The 15482-nt window shown below is 67.7% G+C and carries 15 protein-coding genes; 7 read left to right on the forward strand and 8 right to left on the reverse strand.

The features are described 5' to 3' along the window. The first annotated feature begins 201 nt into the window (after positions 1-201). Positions 202-447 (forward strand): hypothetical protein, encoded by a 246-nt coding sequence (locus IGS68_RS15725; protein ID WP_201070885.1) that lies wholly within the window; start codon positions 202-204, stop codon positions 445-447. Here IGS68_RS15725 and IGS68_RS15730 read toward each other — a convergent pair. The 3 genes from IGS68_RS15730 to IGS68_RS15740 form a co-directional block, all read right to left on the reverse strand. Next, positions 444-1511, reverse strand: coding sequence for a competence protein CoiA family protein (locus tag IGS68_RS15730; protein WP_201070887.1), 1068 nt, complete (start codon positions 1509-1511; stop codon positions 444-446). The two genes, IGS68_RS15725 and IGS68_RS15730, sit on opposite strands and share 4 nt — an antisense overlap. Before the next feature lie 235 nt (positions 1512-1746). After that, the gene (locus IGS68_RS15735) at positions 1747-3351 is read right to left on the reverse strand and encodes an ISL3 family transposase (RefSeq protein WP_201070890.1); all 1605 of its coding nucleotides are present in this window, start codon (positions 3349-3351) and stop codon (positions 1747-1749) included. A gap of 51 nt (positions 3352-3402) precedes the next feature. After that, entirely contained in the window at positions 3403-5256 is a 1854-nt protein-coding gene (locus tag IGS68_RS15740) for an NERD domain-containing protein (protein ID WP_201070892.1), read from the reverse strand. 977 nt (positions 5257-6233) lie between these two features. On the opposite strand from IGS68_RS15740, the gene IGS68_RS15745 reads away from it, so the two are divergent. Beyond that, on the forward strand, positions 6234-7433 hold the full coding sequence (locus tag IGS68_RS15745; RefSeq protein ID WP_201070895.1) for an IS256 family transposase: 1200 nt from the start codon (positions 6234-6236) through the stop codon (positions 7431-7433). Positions 7434-7916: 483 nt separating this feature from the next. Further along, positions 7917-8630 carry a hypothetical protein gene (locus tag IGS68_RS15750; RefSeq protein WP_201070898.1) on the forward strand — a complete coding sequence of 238 codons (714 nt, stop codon included), beginning with the start codon at positions 7917-7919 and terminating at the stop codon, positions 8628-8630. Between the two features lie 70 nt (positions 8631-8700). On the opposite strand, the gene IGS68_RS15755 is transcribed toward IGS68_RS15750, so the two are convergent. Genes IGS68_RS15755 through tnpB (IGS68_RS15770) form a run of 4 tightly spaced genes read right to left on the reverse strand, consistent with a single transcriptional unit; the run spans position 8701 to position 11749 of the window. Beyond that, entirely contained in the window at positions 8701-9300 is a 600-nt protein-coding gene (locus IGS68_RS15755) for a hypothetical protein (protein ID WP_201070901.1), read from the reverse strand. Further along, complete coding sequence (locus tag IGS68_RS15760) at positions 9297-9866, reverse strand: YecA/YgfB family protein (protein WP_247880890.1); 570 nt, start codon at positions 9864-9866, stop codon at positions 9297-9299. The genes IGS68_RS15755 and IGS68_RS15760 overlap by 4 nt, the downstream gene beginning before the upstream one ends. Beyond that, positions 9863-11431 carry an IS66 family transposase gene (tnpC, locus tag IGS68_RS15765; protein WP_201070909.1) on the reverse strand — a complete coding sequence of 523 codons (1569 nt, stop codon included), beginning with the start codon at positions 11429-11431 and terminating at the stop codon, positions 9863-9865. The genes IGS68_RS15760 and tnpC (IGS68_RS15765) overlap by 4 nt, the downstream gene beginning before the upstream one ends. Before the next feature lie 51 nt (positions 11432-11482). Further along, positions 11483-11749 (reverse strand): IS66 family insertion sequence element accessory protein TnpB, encoded by a 267-nt coding sequence (gene tnpB, locus IGS68_RS15770; RefSeq protein WP_247880891.1) that lies wholly within the window; start codon positions 11747-11749, stop codon positions 11483-11485. Positions 11750-11912: 163 nt separating this feature from the next. On the opposite strand from tnpB (IGS68_RS15770), the gene tnpA (IGS68_RS15775) reads away from it, so the two are divergent. The 4 genes from tnpA (IGS68_RS15775) to IGS68_RS15790 are packed head-to-tail and all read left to right on the forward strand — an operon-like array spanning position 11913 to position 14859. After that, the gene (tnpA, locus tag IGS68_RS15775) at positions 11913-12323 is read left to right on the forward strand and encodes an IS66-like element accessory protein TnpA (protein ID WP_201070912.1); all 411 of its coding nucleotides are present in this window, start codon (positions 11913-11915) and stop codon (positions 12321-12323) included. Continuing rightward, a complete protein-coding gene (tnpB, locus tag IGS68_RS15780) occupies positions 12320-12673 on the forward strand; it encodes an IS66 family insertion sequence element accessory protein TnpB (protein ID WP_201070915.1) in 354 nt (117 codons plus the stop codon). The genes tnpA (IGS68_RS15775) and tnpB (IGS68_RS15780) overlap by 4 nt, the downstream gene beginning before the upstream one ends. A 51-nt stretch (positions 12674-12724) precedes the next feature. Further along, positions 12725-14293: an IS66 family transposase gene (gene tnpC, locus IGS68_RS15785; RefSeq protein WP_201070909.1), complete on the forward strand. Its 1569-nt coding sequence runs from the start codon at positions 12725-12727 to the stop codon at positions 14291-14293. Further along, a complete protein-coding gene (locus IGS68_RS15790; protein WP_247880890.1) occupies positions 14290-14859 on the forward strand; it encodes a YecA/YgfB family protein in 570 nt (189 codons plus the stop codon). The genes tnpC (IGS68_RS15785) and IGS68_RS15790 overlap by 4 nt, the downstream gene beginning before the upstream one ends. Positions 14860-14950: 91 nt before the next feature. Here IGS68_RS15790 and tnpA (IGS68_RS15795) read toward each other — a convergent pair whose 3' ends face one another. Next, positions 14951-15361: an IS66-like element accessory protein TnpA gene (tnpA, locus tag IGS68_RS15795; RefSeq protein ID WP_201070912.1), complete on the reverse strand. Its 411-nt coding sequence runs from the start codon at positions 15359-15361 to the stop codon at positions 14951-14953. Positions 15362-15482: the final 121 nt, after the last annotated feature.

Here is a 15482-nt window from a genome sequence, read left to right on the forward strand (position 1 = left end):
TGCTCCATGCCAGTAATCCCTCCCGTGCAATTAACTTCACAAGCCGCTGCACTTACCGAAATCGGCCGTGAAGTTGATTGCACAAGGAATCGGGGAGCCGAAACCGGAGCCGTGCTGTCGCCACTGACGAGGCCCCTGGCTGGGCCAGCCCGTTCAAGGCTGCGCGGTAACGACGGTAACTGCTATCGGGACCGTGTCGACATGCCTGGCATGGGGCTACGGATCAGCGGCCGGTCCTCGCTGAAAGGCGTCCTGCCCATCCTGCCCATGACTCCTGTCGGCGGCGCCAAGTGCATAGAGGGAGACGAGATCATCCATTCCCTGCCGGGCTTTATGGTCGCCGTAGCGCCGTACACCGTGATCCAGCGCAGCGTGCATATCAATCCCACGGTCAGCGAGCTGATCCCGATACTGCCGGGCAAGCCGAAACGCCTGGATCAGGGTTAGATTGCGCGGCGATGTCCGCCCAAGTCCGCCGATCCGCTCCAAGTCCAGCGTGATGCCCGCGGCTCGGGCGGCGTCCAAGCCTCACCGGCGAGCGTCCAGCAGCGTAGCCATCGGCCGGGCCTCAGCGACGTCTCGGGAAGCCCCTGCAGCGAGATGGGTACGTCACACCAGGGGCAGTGCGCACGCATGCCGAGGGCCAACCGGGCGGGCGGCGGACGCCGCAGCGGGGTGAGCGACCCGCACGCTCCGTGCAGCGCCGGGATGGCGTCCCGGTAAGCCGCGAGGATCCCCGGCAGCTTGCCGAGGTCGCGCGCCGGCAGGACACCGTGTGGAGCGAACATGGCGTGCGCCGGGACGTTGACCAGCGCCACGGCCAAGTCGATGTCGCGGCGGCACTTCCAGCACACCGACGGCACCGTCGCCACCGAAGGCATGCTTGCCTGGGGCGGCGGCCCCTCGAACCGGACCCGCCCGGTCAGCAGTGCCTCAGCGAACGGCCCCAGGTAGGTTCGTGCTGGCGTGCCATCCGTCGCGGGGCCGATCACCGCCGGTTCGAAGCGCCCGGTCCGCTTCACCTCCAGACGGAAGAGCGGGAGGTCCCGCCGGGCTTCGAGTCGGGCGATGTCGTACCCGACCAGCCAGGCACCCCGGATGCCGGCTTCCCGGTAGCGCTCCTGGCGCTCCTCGATGGCGGCCAGTGGGATGCGGGAAAGCTGGGCCTCCAGGGCCACCGTCCAGCTCGGATGCCGCACGAGCACGTCGGCCACCCAGGTGCCGTCGTCCGCGCGGGCCTCGGTGGCGACCTCCAGGCCCAGGCGGGCGGCCGCGCGCGCCATGATCGACTTGCAGACGATGTGAGCGACGCTCTCGCGGAGGTCGCAACCGGTGTTCGGCCTGTGGCGGAAGAACTGCCAGCTGGTCGGCGAACGGACGGGAACGACCGGCGCCCCGCAGCAAGGGGCGGTCAGGCTCCGCTCCCGGTAGTCGGCCTTCAGGTCCTCCCAGGCGGCGGGCGACATCGCCCAGGCTTGGTAGACAGCCCCGTCAACTGCATGGGCAAGCAATGGCATGGCAATGGGCAGGCCAAGGATTCCGGCACGTCCCGGCGAAACGCGGTCGGCAAGGTCCGGCGCAGGGCCGGTTCAACGCTCGCTCTCAGGGAAGTCGGCGCCCAAGCTGGTCTCCCTCCAGAGATCGATCTCCTCGATCACGCCGTGTAAGTGCCGGGTGAATACTGGTCCATCCGCATTCCCGGTGCACAAGCGGCAAGTGCATTTCCACGTCATATTTTCTCCGATGTCATGCGGCCTCCAGAACCCGATAGCGCAGCAGGTCGAAGCCGGCCCGCCCGCACATGGTACGCTTGATCGTCTTGAGTCGACTGACCTGACCTTCCACCGGGCCGCTGCTCCACGACAGCGACAACCCGGCCCGGACCGCCGCCAAGTCCCGTTTCAAGCCGCCGGCAAACCCGGTCAGCGCCGTTCCCTGCGCTGCCGCGAGCCACGGATCCAATCCGTCGGCCCGCCTCTCTCGGACCATCGCGCGAAACTCCCGCGCCAGCGCGATCACCACGGCCAAGTCCGGCGATCCGGCGAGCAGGGCCTCGACGAACTTCCCTGCGGTCTCGTCGATCTCGTTGGCATCGGCCACCACCAGCCACGCCGCGCGCCGGCCGGAGGGCGCCTTCCAGGCGGTCGTAGACGACTCCAGGTCGGCAGGCCCGGCACCGGTGCCCCGCAGCCGGCGCCGAACCCATTCCTGCACGGTCTTGGGTCGGCCCGAATAGCCCCGGTCGCGGATTTCCCGCCACAGCCGGGCGGTGTTGGTGCAGCCCTCGGCCCAGCGTTGCCGCAGGTACTCGGCATGGCGGTCGATTGTGCTCCCATAAGCCGGTTTGCTCCACGACGGAGGCCGGCCCGCCCGCAACCATGTCCGGATCGTGGCGCGGTCCAGGCCAGTGCTGCGGGAGATAGCACTCTGCGACCAGCCGCGGGCGTGCAGTGCTGCGACTTCCTCGAAACGGGCCTGCCGCGCCGCCCGCTTGTCCAGCGTGCGCTGCTGGCTGCGGGGCAGAGGCCGGGGCTCCGGCGGAGCGTTGGGAACCGGAACCGTCGTCACCGCCGTGGCTGCCTTGGTCGCAGTGCGGATGGCCCGGTGATGCCGGTCGAGAACGCCGGCCAGGGCGTCGCCGAGATTGCGCAGAAGATGCCAACGGTCAGCCACCTGGACCGCGTCCGGAGCTCCGGTCCGGGCGCCGTCGGCATAGGCACCGGCCCGGTCTCGGGCAACGATCTCCACGCCGGGGTGTGCCTTCAGCCAGGCGGCAACTGTTTCTCCGTCGCGATCGGGCAGCAGGTCGATGGGGCGGCTGCGCTCCAGATCGACGATGAGGGTGCCGTAGCGCCGGCCACGCCGCCAAGCCCAATCATCGATGCCGACGACGCGCGGGGTCGGTGCCACCGGGAGGGGAGCCGCCCGGATCAGGCGCAGCAGGGTGTCGCCGCTGACCGGCATGGCGAGGCGGTCCGCTAGGCGGGCGCCCGACTCGCCTCCGGCATGTAGGGCGATGCGGCGTTGCGCCTCGGCGAGGCGGACGGTCCGCCGAACCCTCGGCAGGGCCACCTCCGGCAGGCGCTCGGCGAAGATCCGGCGCGGGCATCTTGGGGCGGAGCAGCGAAAGCGACGGACCTGAAGCTCGAGATGGCCGATCCTCCCCTGCCAGGGGAGATCCCCAAGATGCCGGATGTAGCGGCTGTGGACGCGACGCGAGTGGCGCCGGCACAAGGGACAGGACGCCGTGGCGGCGCGAGCACGAACGGCGACGACAACACGATCAGGGCGGACGACGACCCGCTCAACCGCGAGACCGGCGGGCAGCAGGGACAGCAACGAACTGGACACGGAGAAGACGGCACTCTCGGGGGAAAAGCGTTTCCCCTCATATGGTTATCCTCACCCTCTGGCGCACTCGCCCTGCACCGGGAATGCGGATGGACCAAGCTTCATCCGCCCTTTACACCCGTTGACGTGCTCCATCAGGACCGCCGTCCGCCCTGCCACCGGCAGCGTACGCCGCGCCTTCACGATATTCTGATGATGGAGCTTGTCCAGCACCGCCCCTTCGGCCTGGAGCCGGTCGTTGTTGGCGGGGTCCAGCGCCACCTTGAGCACCAGTTCCTCTTCCTTCGGGTCATCGTCGGCGCGGACCAACAGGGCGTCGGCGGAGGCGCCCCGGCCAAGCCGGCGCACGACGGTAAAGCCCCCGTCGATGCGGTCTCCGGGCTTCGCCACGGCCGGATCGACGGTGACTTCGGGCGTGCCGAGCCGCATTTCCGTTTCGGCCTCGCCGAGATAGTCCAGGAACTCCTCCATCGTGCCGATCCGGTTGGAAACAACCGGATGCGTGCTGAGGCGGATCAGATCGACAAGGCTCTGCATGGCCCCGTCGATCATGTCGGAGATGCGCAGGCCGCCGTCGGTGCGCAGCTTGGTCACCAGATCCAGCGGGGACGCGGCCGGCGGCTGTCCGGCGAACAGGTGGAAGGCTATGGCGCCCAGCGAGAACACGTCATGGTGCGCGCCGGTCTCGACACCGCCATGCAGTGCTTCCGGAGCGATATAGACCTTGGCCAGATCCTCGACGTAATCCTCCAGGTGTTCGGTGCCCCTGGTGCCGAGCGACGTTCCGCCGGTTGAGGCGTCGCGGGCGGCAGACTGCCAGTTCATGATTTGGAGGTTCGGATAGGCCTGATCGGGGTCTCGCACCAGGATGCTCTGCGGCGACAGTGCGCGATGGTAGAGGCGTTTGCCATGGGCGTATTTCAGCGTCTCCGCCAGCTGCCGCACGAACTGGAGCCGCAGTTCGACGCCCATCAGGTCGAGATGTTCGCGCAGCAGGAAGTCGAGGCGCTTGGCCTTGGGATCGTGATCGAACACCAGCGCCGGGCCGCGTTCGCTTTCCTTGAAGTCGCGTACCTTCAGGATACCGGGATGGTCGATCCCTTCCAAAACCTGGAATTCGCGGGCGGCGAGCCGTCCCAGCGACTTGCGGGCTTCATCCGACGATGAGGTGGTGAAGGGATAGACCCGGATTCGTCGATGCACCTTGGCGCTGACGTGAACGCCGTCCCAATCCTGCCAGCCATCGCCTTCGTCGAGGATCTTGCCGAGTTCGTAATCGCCGATCCGGCGCTGGCCGAGCGCCGGGCGAACCCCCGCTTCCTCCATGGCCCGGCTGATGACCCGCGCGACGGGGGCATCGATGGACGCCATATAATTGGCGCTCGGCAAGCCGCCGGACAGGACCGAGACGATCCCCTGGTCCTGCGGCCCTCCGGGACGGCCCATGCGGAACACGCGCGTCGCGGTCGCGGCATCCAGCCGGGGCTCGATCCGGGGAGCAGAGAGAAAGACGACGTGCTCCAGGAACGGCACGCGGATGCGTGCCTTGGCGACGGACGGCTGGCGCTTCAGCAGGGAGGCCAGGCGCTTTGCCTTGCGGTTCGTCAGGATCAGCGGATTGTCGTAGGAAAGCCGGCGCGCGTCGGTCGTCCAGGTCCAGGAGTGGGCGTCGCCTTCGACGGAGCCCGGCCGGCTCTTGATTTCGACAAGGAAGAAACCTCGAGGAGACAGCACGAGCGCATCGACCTCGTTGACCTTGCCCTCGTCGTCGATGAACTCGAAGTTCGACCAGACCCGCCAGGGGTCATGATCCGGCAGGTGCTGCTTGAGGAACTCGAGGGCATCCTGTTCCCACTGCCAGGCGGAATCGGTGATCGCCCTCCAGCGCGGCGCGGTCATCGCCATGTGGCTGCTCCTGTTGAAAGCTTCCGAGACATGACTTTCGATCCGGGATGATGTCCGGTCTTATCCGCGCACGCGATGATCAAGATGTCGTCCCTAGCAGCGAGCCTCATCCAGCTTCATCTTCGGATGCTTGAACTGGTGCAAGCTTGCGCCTCTCGGGATCCCGGGTGGACCGGTTTCCACTTGATTGCGCTTGGGCAAGCCCGTGCAATTAACTTCACAGACGGTTGCCCCCAGGTTTCGTGGTCACGGTCTCGTGCCGCGCGACCCCGAATAGACTCCAATTGCTCGATTCGCTCTAGCAGTGCTCGCACCTCACCATACGCCCAGCCTAGAAATCGTTCGCTCCGCGCCGACGAAGCACTTCCAGTGCTGCCAACATTATTTCGGCCGCATTGACGATTGCGGCGGTCCGATCCGCCATCACAGTTGGAAGCCCTTAAACCCTTGATATGAGTAGGCATATACAGGTATGCGTGCAGCCACCTGTCACCTGCATCCAAAAAAATCAAAATTCATATTGCAGCGTTACTCATTAGCGGTATACGACATAGAGCTTAATGCGAATGAGGTAGGCTTTCTCTTGTGTGTCGGGAGCAGGAAAGGTCCCTCGATGTCGTTGCTGCTGGACGAAATCGTTTCGACAAGGACCACTTTTCCGCTGCTGTCCGATATGGCGCAAGTAGGCGGCGCCTCCGTCTGAGGAACCCGGCAAAGCGATGGTGCTGTCTCGACTTACCCGGATGCTGCGAAGGGGCTTCGCCAAGCCGGATCAGCATTGGCGGCAAGGGGATGCGGAAACTGATCGTCCGGCATCGGTGGATCAAGTCCCCAGGCGTGGTGTAGGAGCGCCCGTTCCGGGGCAGGCCCGCAGGGAGGCGTAGCCGACCGGAGGGCCTGCCCCGGAACGGGCGGTCATCGTGGTTCTCGGGTAAAGTCTGGTCACCACAACACATACCTGATCCAAGGTGACCACGATGACCGACGAGATGATGACGCTTCGCTCGATGCTTGAAAAGGGCACAGATGCGGATGTGCTGCGTGAGATGATCGGCTTTGCCGCCCAGCGGCTGATGGAGATGGAGGTTCAGGCGGTGACCGGCGCCGGTCACGGTGAGCGCTCGGCTGACCGCCTCGCACAGCGCAATGGCTACCGGGATCGCGACTGGGAAACCAGAGCCGGCACGGTGGAACTGCGCATCCCCAAGCTGCGCAAGGGCAGCTATTTTCCAGGATTTCTGGAGCCGCGCCGGATGGCCGAGAAGGCGCTGACGGCGGTGATCCAGGAGGCCTACATCCAGGGCGTTTCGACCCGCGGGGTGGACGATCTGGTCAAAGCCATGGGCACGAGCGGCATCTCCAAGAGCCAGGTCAGCCGCCTGTGCGAAGAGATCGACGACCGGGTCAAGACGTTCCTGAACCGTCCGATCGAAGGCGACTGGCCTTACCTCTGGATCGATGCGACCTACGTCAAGGTGCGCCAGCAGGGACGCATCGTGTCTGTCGCCGTGACCGTCGCGGTGGCGGTCAACACCGATGGCCGGCGCGAGGTGCTGGGCATGGACATCGGCGCATCGGAGGCCGAGACCTTCTGGCTCGAATTCCTGCGCAAGCTCAAGCGTCGCGGTCTCGCCGGCGTCAAGCTGGTGATTTCCGACGCCCATGAAGGCATCAAGGCCGCTGTCCAGCGCGTGTTCCAGGCGACATGGCAGCGCTGCCGGGTGCATTTTATGCGCAACGCCATGGCGCATGCTGGCAAGCAGGGCAAGCGCCTCTTCGCCGCGTTCATCGCCACCGCCTTCGCCCAGGACACCGCCGAGGCCGCCAAAGTCCAGTGGCGCCAAGTCGCCGATCAGATCCGCGCCAAAGTTCCCAAGCTGGCAGCCCTCCTGGACGAGGCGGAAACCGACGTGCTGGCCTACATGACGTTCCCAAAGGAACATCGGGTCAAGATACACTCGACAAACCCGATCGAGCGCCTGAATGGCGAGATCAAGCGCCGGACCGACGTTGTCGGCATCTTTCCGAACGAGGACGCCATTACTCGCCTCATCGGCGCTATTCTCCTGGAGCAGAACGATGAATGGGCCGTCCAGCGCGCCCGCTACATGACACTGGAAACTATCGCTCCACTCGGCGATGATAGCCCCATCATGCTGCCCGCCGCAGGGGCATGAGCAACCCGGCCAGACTGCTGGGAACCAGGATGATTGGTGACGCCAATCCTACACCACGTCTGGGGACACGATCCATCGGTGGCCGATGATCCTTGGGATCCGACGCCGAAGCCTGCATTAGTCACAGCTTCCGTTCTCGCTGCTCCGACTCCACCTCCAACCGATGCGGCAATCCCGCCTGCACCGATGCAGCTTGTATTCGCCCTGGAAGCACCGCCCAGCCTACCAGCGGCGCTTCGGCAGACAATGCTGCCATTAGGGTTTCCATCGACGGCTAAGCCGGCGTCATCTGACACCACCCTCGGCCCCGCCTGCATCCTCATCGATCCGGCCAGAGACGAATGGGCACCTGTTGAGGCGACACCTCCGACACCAGCCGAGGTCCCGGATGCCGGGACTGAGGAATGGTCGTTCGACCATGGATGGAGCATTGCGGAGCCTGCCCACGGAGCGGATGTCCCGGATGCGGCATCTGACCTGCCGTTGGACCTCGACCTGCCAGAGTTCGACGCACAGGCGAGGCAGGAGATCTGGGAGAAACCCCTCTCCGACCCGCCCCTGGCAGCCTTTGCCGAATACCCCGAAATCCAGGCGGCCCTCAAAGCCGATCGCATCCTGCGGCATCTCTGGTTGCCGACCCGGAAGGAGCGCGAAGCCTATCTCAACTGGCTAATCGCCGTCTTCTTCAGCTTTCCAAGTTTCAGGAGCTTCGAGGCGCTGGAGCGAATGGCCATCGACGGGCGCTTCGACGCCCCACTCCTTCGGGATATGGTCGCCCTGAAGCGGGAATGGCGCCGCCGCCCGGAATGGTGGATGAGGCGGTCCTTTGGAAGCATCTATAGCAGAACAGTATCGGCAATCGACTGGGACCCGCTGGACTTCTCCGGAGCGCAGCAGTTCCAGGAACTGAGGAACGGCCAATGGCTCCTATCCTGGCGTGATGCTCGCGCGGTCTGCTCGGTCAGGCTTGACGACGATCCCATCGCCTATGTGGACGAATTGCGCGAGCAATGGGTCCACTTGGACCCGCCCGCCCGGAGCCGTTTCCGCGACCCGGTGGCGGACATCGAGACCTACAGCTATCTCCGCTTCATCGACTATGTCCGCCATCGGGCTGACAGCGCAGCCCGCGATGATGAGGCCGACCGGCTCGCGGACGGGCTGTGGCTCCGCAGCCGTATCGAACTTCCTGTCTGAAATTGGTGTCATCATGCAGCCCGACCTTCTCATTCCTGTAACCGGATGCTGGGTGCGGCCCAAGGGCAGCTCAAAACCCATCGGCAGGGTAGCGGACCGAAGGGAAATGGAAGACGGATGGCAGGTCAAGATTGATTGGCTGAACGGAACGCACGATTGGTTGCCGGTATCGGGGGTGGCATGCGGTCTTCAAGTGGGTTGGGAGGTCCAGGATGTTCCTGCGTCCGCAACCCGTTTCCCGCTGGGTGCCGGGACCATCCAGGCCACACGATCGTTGGGGCACCGAGAGCAGTGCTTGGTCCAGTTGCATGAAACGGGCGGCTCGCACTGGCTCCCATATGAAAATCTGGTGCGCATCAAGGACGTGGGGATGCGTTACGTCCGGGCCGAGACGGGGGCTTCGGACCATGCCGAACGTTTCCGTCTGCGTATCCTGGCCCATGCCCTGGAAAGCTGGAACGACCTGACCGGCGCCTTGGACCGGCTCGACGTCGATCCGCTGCCCCATCAGATACATTTGGTCCATCGCATCATTTCGTCCGGGATCATGAACTGGCTGATCGCCGACGATGTCGGTCTTGGCAAGACGATCGAGGTCGGGTTGCTGCTCGCTGCGCTGAAACGTCGTAAGCGATGCGAGCGGACCCTTGGCCTTTGGCTGCGTGATCACCGCATGGATCGGTTGCGGCGGGCCTTGAAGTGTTCGCGCAACTCCAGGATGGCCTTGGCTACGGCCGGGACGTCGGCCTCGGCGATGGCCGCCGTGCCGAACAGCACGGGGCCCAGGGCCTGGAACGGAGCATGTTCCGGTTTGCCCGGGTTGGTCACGCTCTTCCAGGCGCGCGGCGCCAGCCGGGTGGCCACCAGGAACCCGAGGGACCAGAAGATCGGGTCCAGCCCTCCTGCGTGGTGCGGCGCCAGATGCGGCCGGTACAGGCCGGGGAACTGCGCCATCGTCTCCGACAGGCGGTTATGGTGGTCCGCCACGGCCTGGACGGCCCGGTGCTCCCGGCTGCTCTCCGCGGCGAGCAGGGCGTGGTCGCCCAGCAGGTCGCCGAGCCAGATCCGCGGATCGAGGAACTTCGGCCCGATCAGCACGGCGGTCAGGTAGCCGTCGAGGCCGTCCAGCCGCGACACCGGCGCCGCCCGGCCCCGCTGGTACGCTTCGAGCTCCTCCGCGTCCTGCATCGCCCTGGGCGCCGCCGGTCCGGTCTGCGCAGCGGGCTCGGCCGTCATGCCGCCCGGACCGTCCCGGCATCGGCGCCCCGCTCGGCTTTCCATGCCCACGGCAGCAGGCGGTCGAGATCGTTGGCCTTCACGGCACCCGACACGATGCGCTCCAGCACGTCGGCCAGGTAGGAGAACGGGTCGAGGCCGTTCAGCCTGGCGCTGTTGATCAGCGAGGCGAGGATCGCCCAGTCCCGGCCGCCCGCCGCGGAGCCGGCGAACAGGGCGTTCTTGCGGCCCAACCCGATCGGGCGCATCAGTCTCTCCACGGTGTTGGTATCCACCTCGATGCGGCCGTCCTCGAGGAAGGCGACCAGCCCGTCCCAGTGACCCAGGGTGTAGGAGATCGCCTTGGCCAGGCTCGACTGGCCGGAGATCTCCGCCCGCACCGCCATCAGCCGGACCTTCAGAGCTTCCAGGATCGGCCGGGACCGGTCCTGCCGGACCCGCAGGCGGGTCTCCGCCGTCGTGCCGCGGATGCGTGCCTCGATGGCGTAGACCTCACCGAGGCGCCCGATCACTTCCCGCGCCACCTCCGACCGGGTCGTCCTGAACACCGCCACGAACTTGCGGCGGGCATGGCTCAGGCAGAAGACGAGCCGGATCGTCGCCCGCCTCCGGCGGCGGACAAGCGCCTTGTAGGCCACATAGCCGTCCACCTGGAGAAGCCCGTCGAAGCCCGCCAGCTGGTCCTGGATCGCCGCCGTGTCCCGCCCCTCGGCGAACACGTAGCCGACCGCCGGTCGGGCCGGTCCCTGCCAGGGGCGGTCGTCCACCGCCTGGGCCCACAGCTGGCAGATCCTGGTGCGGCCCCGTCCGGGATCCAACCGGGGCAACGGCGTCTCGTCGCAGAACACCCGCTCCTGGGATCGGATGTAGAGCAGCAGCCGCTCGTACAGCGGCTTCAGCCACCACGCCGCCCGGCGAACCCAGAACACCAGCGTCGTCCGGTCCAGCGCGATGCCCTGGCCGGCGAACATCCGGGACTGCCGGTACAGCGGCAGGTGCCAGGCGAACTTCGCCACCACCACGTGGGCGACCAGCGCGGTGGTGGCCATGCCGCCGTCCACCACGCGCGGCCTGGCGGCGGCCTGGACCAGGGTGCCGCGGCAGCATCGGCAGGCATACTTCGGCCGGATGGTGCGCAGGACGCGCACAAGGGCCGGGATCACGTCCAGCGCCTCGGCGACGTCCTCGCCGATCCGGTGCATCGGCCCGGCGCAGCACGGGCACGCGGTGCTCTCCGGCTCGATAGTCGTCTCGACCCGCGGCAGATGCCGGGGCAGAGCGCCGACATTCCGGTTCGCCGGACGGCGCGGGTGCCGCCCCGGCTTCCCGGACGTGCGGTCCGCGTTGTCGTTGGCGGCCGGAGCCGCCTCGACGGCGAGGTCGCCGAGATCGAGGACGCCCTGCTCCGGGTCGATCATCGCGGCCCTCTCCGACTTCGCCCCGAAGATCATCGCCTTCAGGGTCTTCACCTGCGCCTGCAGATCCGCGTTCCTGGCCTCCAGATCACGGATGATCCGGACCAGTTCGGCGGGGTCTGCGGGGAGCGGGTCGGGAGGCTCGGCCATGCCCCGGAGCATACCGCAAAAGCCGGCAGCATCCCAGACGGATCAACGCCTTCAGCCCATCCACCGGGGCGTCTTCACGGGTGGCGGCGCGGCCGCGCGCCACTCCAGTCCGTCGAGCAGCAGCGCGAACTGGACCGCGCTCAGCCGGACCGCGCCGTCCCGGACCGGCGGCCAGGGGAATCCGCCGTCCTCCAGCCACTTCGTTGCGAGGATCAATCCGCTACCGTCCCAAACCAGGAGCTTGAGCCGGTCCTTGCGCTTGGAGCGGAAGACGAAGACGTCACCGCAGTAGGGATCCGCCTTCAGCGCCTCGGCCACCAGGGCGACCAGGCCGTGGACCCCTTTGCGGAAATCGATCGTAAGCGATGCGAGTGCACCCTTCTTCCCGGAACCGGGTCTGTGAGCGAGATTACGCGCGGGTTCACGGAGCACGGAGGGGGCGATGGAGGATGGCGTCAGGCTTCATCCCAGGCTTGAAGCCATGGATGAAGACGGGCCGTATCGGCGGGTCGAGGTGATCACGGGACGGTGTCAACGGCGCGTGTGGACGGCACAGGAGAAGGCGCGCATCGTGGCGGAGAGCGCGGTGCCGGGCGCCAACATCTCCGAGGTCGCGCGGCGGAACGGGGTGAACCGCGGCCTGCTCACGGTCTGGCGCCGGGAGGCAGGTGCGGTCCCGGAAGCGACCCCGGCGCAGACGCCGCTGTTCGTTCCGGTCACGGTGGTCGAGGAGCCTGCGCCCGCTCCTCCGCGGGACCGGCGTCAAGCATCCCGGGAGACGGCGCCGGGCCGGATCGAGATGGATCTGCGCAGCGGGCGGCTGGTGTTCCACGGCGCCGTCGATCCCGGCCTCGCCGCGGCGGTCGTCGCGGCCGCCCGAGGGCGGGGATGATCACGCCGCGTCCCGGCCTCAAGGTCGTGCTCGCCACGCAGCCGATCGATTTCCGCAAAGGGGTCCACGGCCTGGTCGCCCTGGTGGCCGAGGCGCTGAAGGCGGATCCCTACTGCGGTGACGTCTTCGTCTTCCGCTCCAAGCGCAAGGACCGGCTCAAGCTCCTGGTTTGGGACGGTAGCGGATTGATCCTCGCAACGAAGTGGCTGGAGGACGGCGGATTCCCCTGGCCGCCGGTCCGGGACGGCGCGGTCCGGCTGAGCGCGGTCCAGTTCGCGCTGCTGCTCGACGGACTGGAGTGGCGCGCGGCCGCGCCGCCACCCGTGAAGACGCCCCGGTGGATGGGCTGAAGGCGTTGATCCGTCTGGGATGCTGCCGGCTTTTGCGGTATGCTCCGGGGCATGGCCGAGCCTCCCGACCCGCTCCCCGCAGACCCCGCCGAACTGGTCCGGATCATCCGTGATCTGGAGGCCAGGAACGCGGATCTGCAGGCGCAGGTGAAGACCCTGAAGGCGATGATCTTCGGGGCGAAGTCGGAGAGGGCCGCGATGATCGACCCGGAGCAGGGCGTCCTCGATCTCGGCGACCTCGCCGTCGAGGCGGCTCCGGCCGCCAACGACAACGCGGACCGCACGTCCGGGAAGCCGGGGCGGCACCCGCGCCGTCCGGCGAACCGGAATGTCGGAGCTCTGCCCCGGCATCTGCCGCGGGTCGAGACGACTATCGAGCCGGAGAGCACCGCGTGCCCGTGCTGCGCCGGGCCGATGCACCGGATCGGCGAGGACGTCGCCGAGGCGCTGGACGTGATCCCGGCCCTTGTGCGCGTCCTGCGCACCATCCGGCCGAAGTATGCCTGCCGATGCTGCCGCGGCACCCTGGTCCAGGCCGCCGCCAGGCCGCGCGTGGTGGACGGCGGCATGGCCACCACCGCGCTGGTCGCCCACGTGGTGGTGGCGAAGTTCGCCTGGCACCTGCCGCTGTACCGGCAGTCCCGGATGTTCGCCGGCCAGGGCATCGCGCTGGACCGGACGACGCTGGTGTTCTGGGTTCGCCGGGCGGCGTGGTGGCTGAAGCCGCTGTACGAGCGGCTGCTGCTCTACATCCGATCCCAGGAGCGGGTGTTCTGCGACGAGACGCCGTTGCCCCGGTTGGATCCCGGACGGGGCCGCACCAGGATCTGCCAGCTGTGGGCCCAGGCGGTGGACGACCGCCCCTGGCAGGGACCGGCCCGACCGGCGGTCGGCTACGTGTTCGCCGAGGGGCGGGACACGGCGGCGATCCAGGACCAGCTGGCGGGCTTCGACGGGCTTCTCCAGGTGGACGGCTATGTGGCCTACAAGGCGCTTGTCCGCCGCCGGAGGCGGGCGACGATCCGGCTCGTCTTCTGCCTGAGCCATGCCCGCCGCAAGTTCGTGGCGGTGTTCAGGACGACCCGGTCGGAGGTGGCGCGGGAAGTGATCGGGCGCCTCGGTGAGGTCTACGCCATCGAGGCACGCATCCGCGGCACGACGGCGGAGACCCGCCTGCGGGTCCGGCAGGACCGGTCCCGGCCGATCCTGGAAGCTCTGAAGGTCCGGCTGATGGCGGTGCGGGCGGAGATCTCCGGCCAGTCGAGCCTGGCCAAGGCGATCTCCTACACCCTGGGTCACTGGGACGGGCTGGTCGCCTTCCTCGAGGACGGCCGCATCGAGGTGGATACCAACACCGTGGAGAGACTGATGCGCCCGATCGGGTTGGGCCGCAAGAACGCCCTGTTCGCCGGCTCCGCGGCGGGCGGCCGGGACTGGGCGATCCTCGCCTCGCTGATCAACAGCGCCAGGCTGAACGGCCTCGACCCGTTCTCCTACCTGGCCGACGTGCTGGAGCGCATCGTGTCGGGTGCCGTGAAGGCCAACGATCTCGACCGCCTGCTGCCGTGGGCATGGAAAGCCGAGCGGGGCGCCGATGCCGGGACGGTCCGGGCGGCATGACGGCCGAGCCCGCTGCGCAGACCGGACCGGCGGCGCCCAGGGCGATGCAGGACGCGGAGGAGCTCGAAGCGTACCAGCGGGGCCGGGCGGCGCCGGTGTCGCGGCTGGACGGCCTCGACGGCTACCTGACCGCCGTGCTGATCGGGCCGAAGTTCCTCGATCCGCGGATCTGGCTCGGCGACCTGCTGGGCGACCACGCCCTGCTCGCCGCGGAGAGCAGCCGGGAGCACCGGGCCGTCCAGGCCGTGGCGGACCACCATAACCGCCTGTCGGAGACGATGGCGCAGTTCCCCGGCCTGTACCGGCCGCATCTGGCGCCGCACCACGCAGGAGGGCTGGACCCGATCTTCTGGTCCCTCGGGTTCCTGGTGGCCACCCGGCTGGCGCCGCGCGCCTGGAAGAGCGTGACCAACCCGGGCAAACCGGAACATGCTCCGTTCCAGGCCCTGGGCCCCGTGCTGTTCGGCACGGCGGCCATCGCCGAGGCCGACGTCCCGGCCGTAGCCAAGGCCATCCTGGAGTTGCGCGAACACTTCAAGGCCCGCCGCAACCGATCCATGCGGTGATCACGCAGCCAAAGGCCAAGGGTCCGCTCGCATCGCTTACAATCGATCGGCTGCGTGGCGAGCACGACCTTGAGGCCGGGACGCGGCGTGATCATCCCCGCCCTCGGGCGGCCGCGACGACCGCCGCGGCGAGGCCGGGATCGACGGCGCCGTGGAACACCAGCCGCCCGCTGCGCAGATCCATCTCGATCCGGCCCGGCGCCGTCTCCCGGGATGCTTGACGCCGGTCCCGCGGAGGAGCGGGCGCAGGCTCCTCGACCACCGTGACCGGAACGAACAGCGGCGTCTGCGCCGGGGTCGCTTCCGGGACCGCACCTGCCTCCCGGCGCCAGACCGTGAGCAGGCCGCGGTTCACCCCGTTCCGCCGCGCGACCTCGGAGATGTTGGCGCCCGGCACCGCGCTCTCCGCCACGATGCGCGCCTTCTCCTGTGCCGTCCACACGCGCCGTTGACACCGTCCCGTGATCACCTCGACCCGCCGATACGGCCCGTCTTCATCCATGGCTTCAAGCCTGGGATGAAGCCTGACGCCATCCTCCATCGCCCCCTCCGTGCTCCGTGAACCCGCGCGTAATCTCGCTCACAGACCCGGTTCCGGGAAGAAGGGTGCACTCGCATCGCTT

The organism is Skermanella sp. TT6 (assembly GCF_016653635.2).
In the GTDB taxonomy this organism is placed as follows: Bacteria; Pseudomonadota; Alphaproteobacteria; order Azospirillales; family Azospirillaceae; genus Skermanella; species Skermanella cutis.

What these genes read in the sequence shown, in the direction of transcription:
- IGS68_RS15725 (WP_201070885.1), top strand. Translation starts at nt 202, where the DNA reads ATGCCTGGCATGGGGCTACGGATCAGCGGCCGGTCCTCGCTGAAAGGC.
- IGS68_RS15740 (WP_201070892.1), bottom strand. Translation starts at nt 5,256, where the DNA reads ATGGCGATGACCGCGCCGCGCTGGAGGGCGATCACCGATTCCGCCTGG.
- IGS68_RS15745 (WP_201070895.1), top strand. Translation starts at nt 6,234, where the DNA reads ATGACCGACGAGATGATGACGCTTCGCTCGATGCTTGAAAAGGGCACA.
- IGS68_RS15760 (WP_247880890.1), bottom strand. Translation starts at nt 9,866, where the DNA reads ATGACGGCCGAGCCCGCTGCGCAGACCGGACCGGCGGCGCCCAGGGCG.
- tnpC (WP_201070909.1), bottom strand. Translation starts at nt 11,431, where the DNA reads ATGGCCGAGCCTCCCGACCCGCTCCCCGCAGACCCCGCCGAACTGGTC.
- tnpA (WP_201070912.1), top strand. Translation starts at nt 11,913, where the DNA reads ATGGATGAAGACGGGCCGTATCGGCGGGTCGAGGTGATCACGGGACGG.
- tnpB (WP_201070915.1), top strand. Translation starts at nt 12,320, where the DNA reads ATGATCACGCCGCGTCCCGGCCTCAAGGTCGTGCTCGCCACGCAGCCG.
- tnpC (WP_201070909.1), top strand. Translation starts at nt 12,725, where the DNA reads ATGGCCGAGCCTCCCGACCCGCTCCCCGCAGACCCCGCCGAACTGGTC.
- IGS68_RS15790 (WP_247880890.1), top strand. Translation starts at nt 14,290, where the DNA reads ATGACGGCCGAGCCCGCTGCGCAGACCGGACCGGCGGCGCCCAGGGCG.
- tnpA (WP_201070912.1), bottom strand. Translation starts at nt 15,361, where the DNA reads ATGGATGAAGACGGGCCGTATCGGCGGGTCGAGGTGATCACGGGACGG.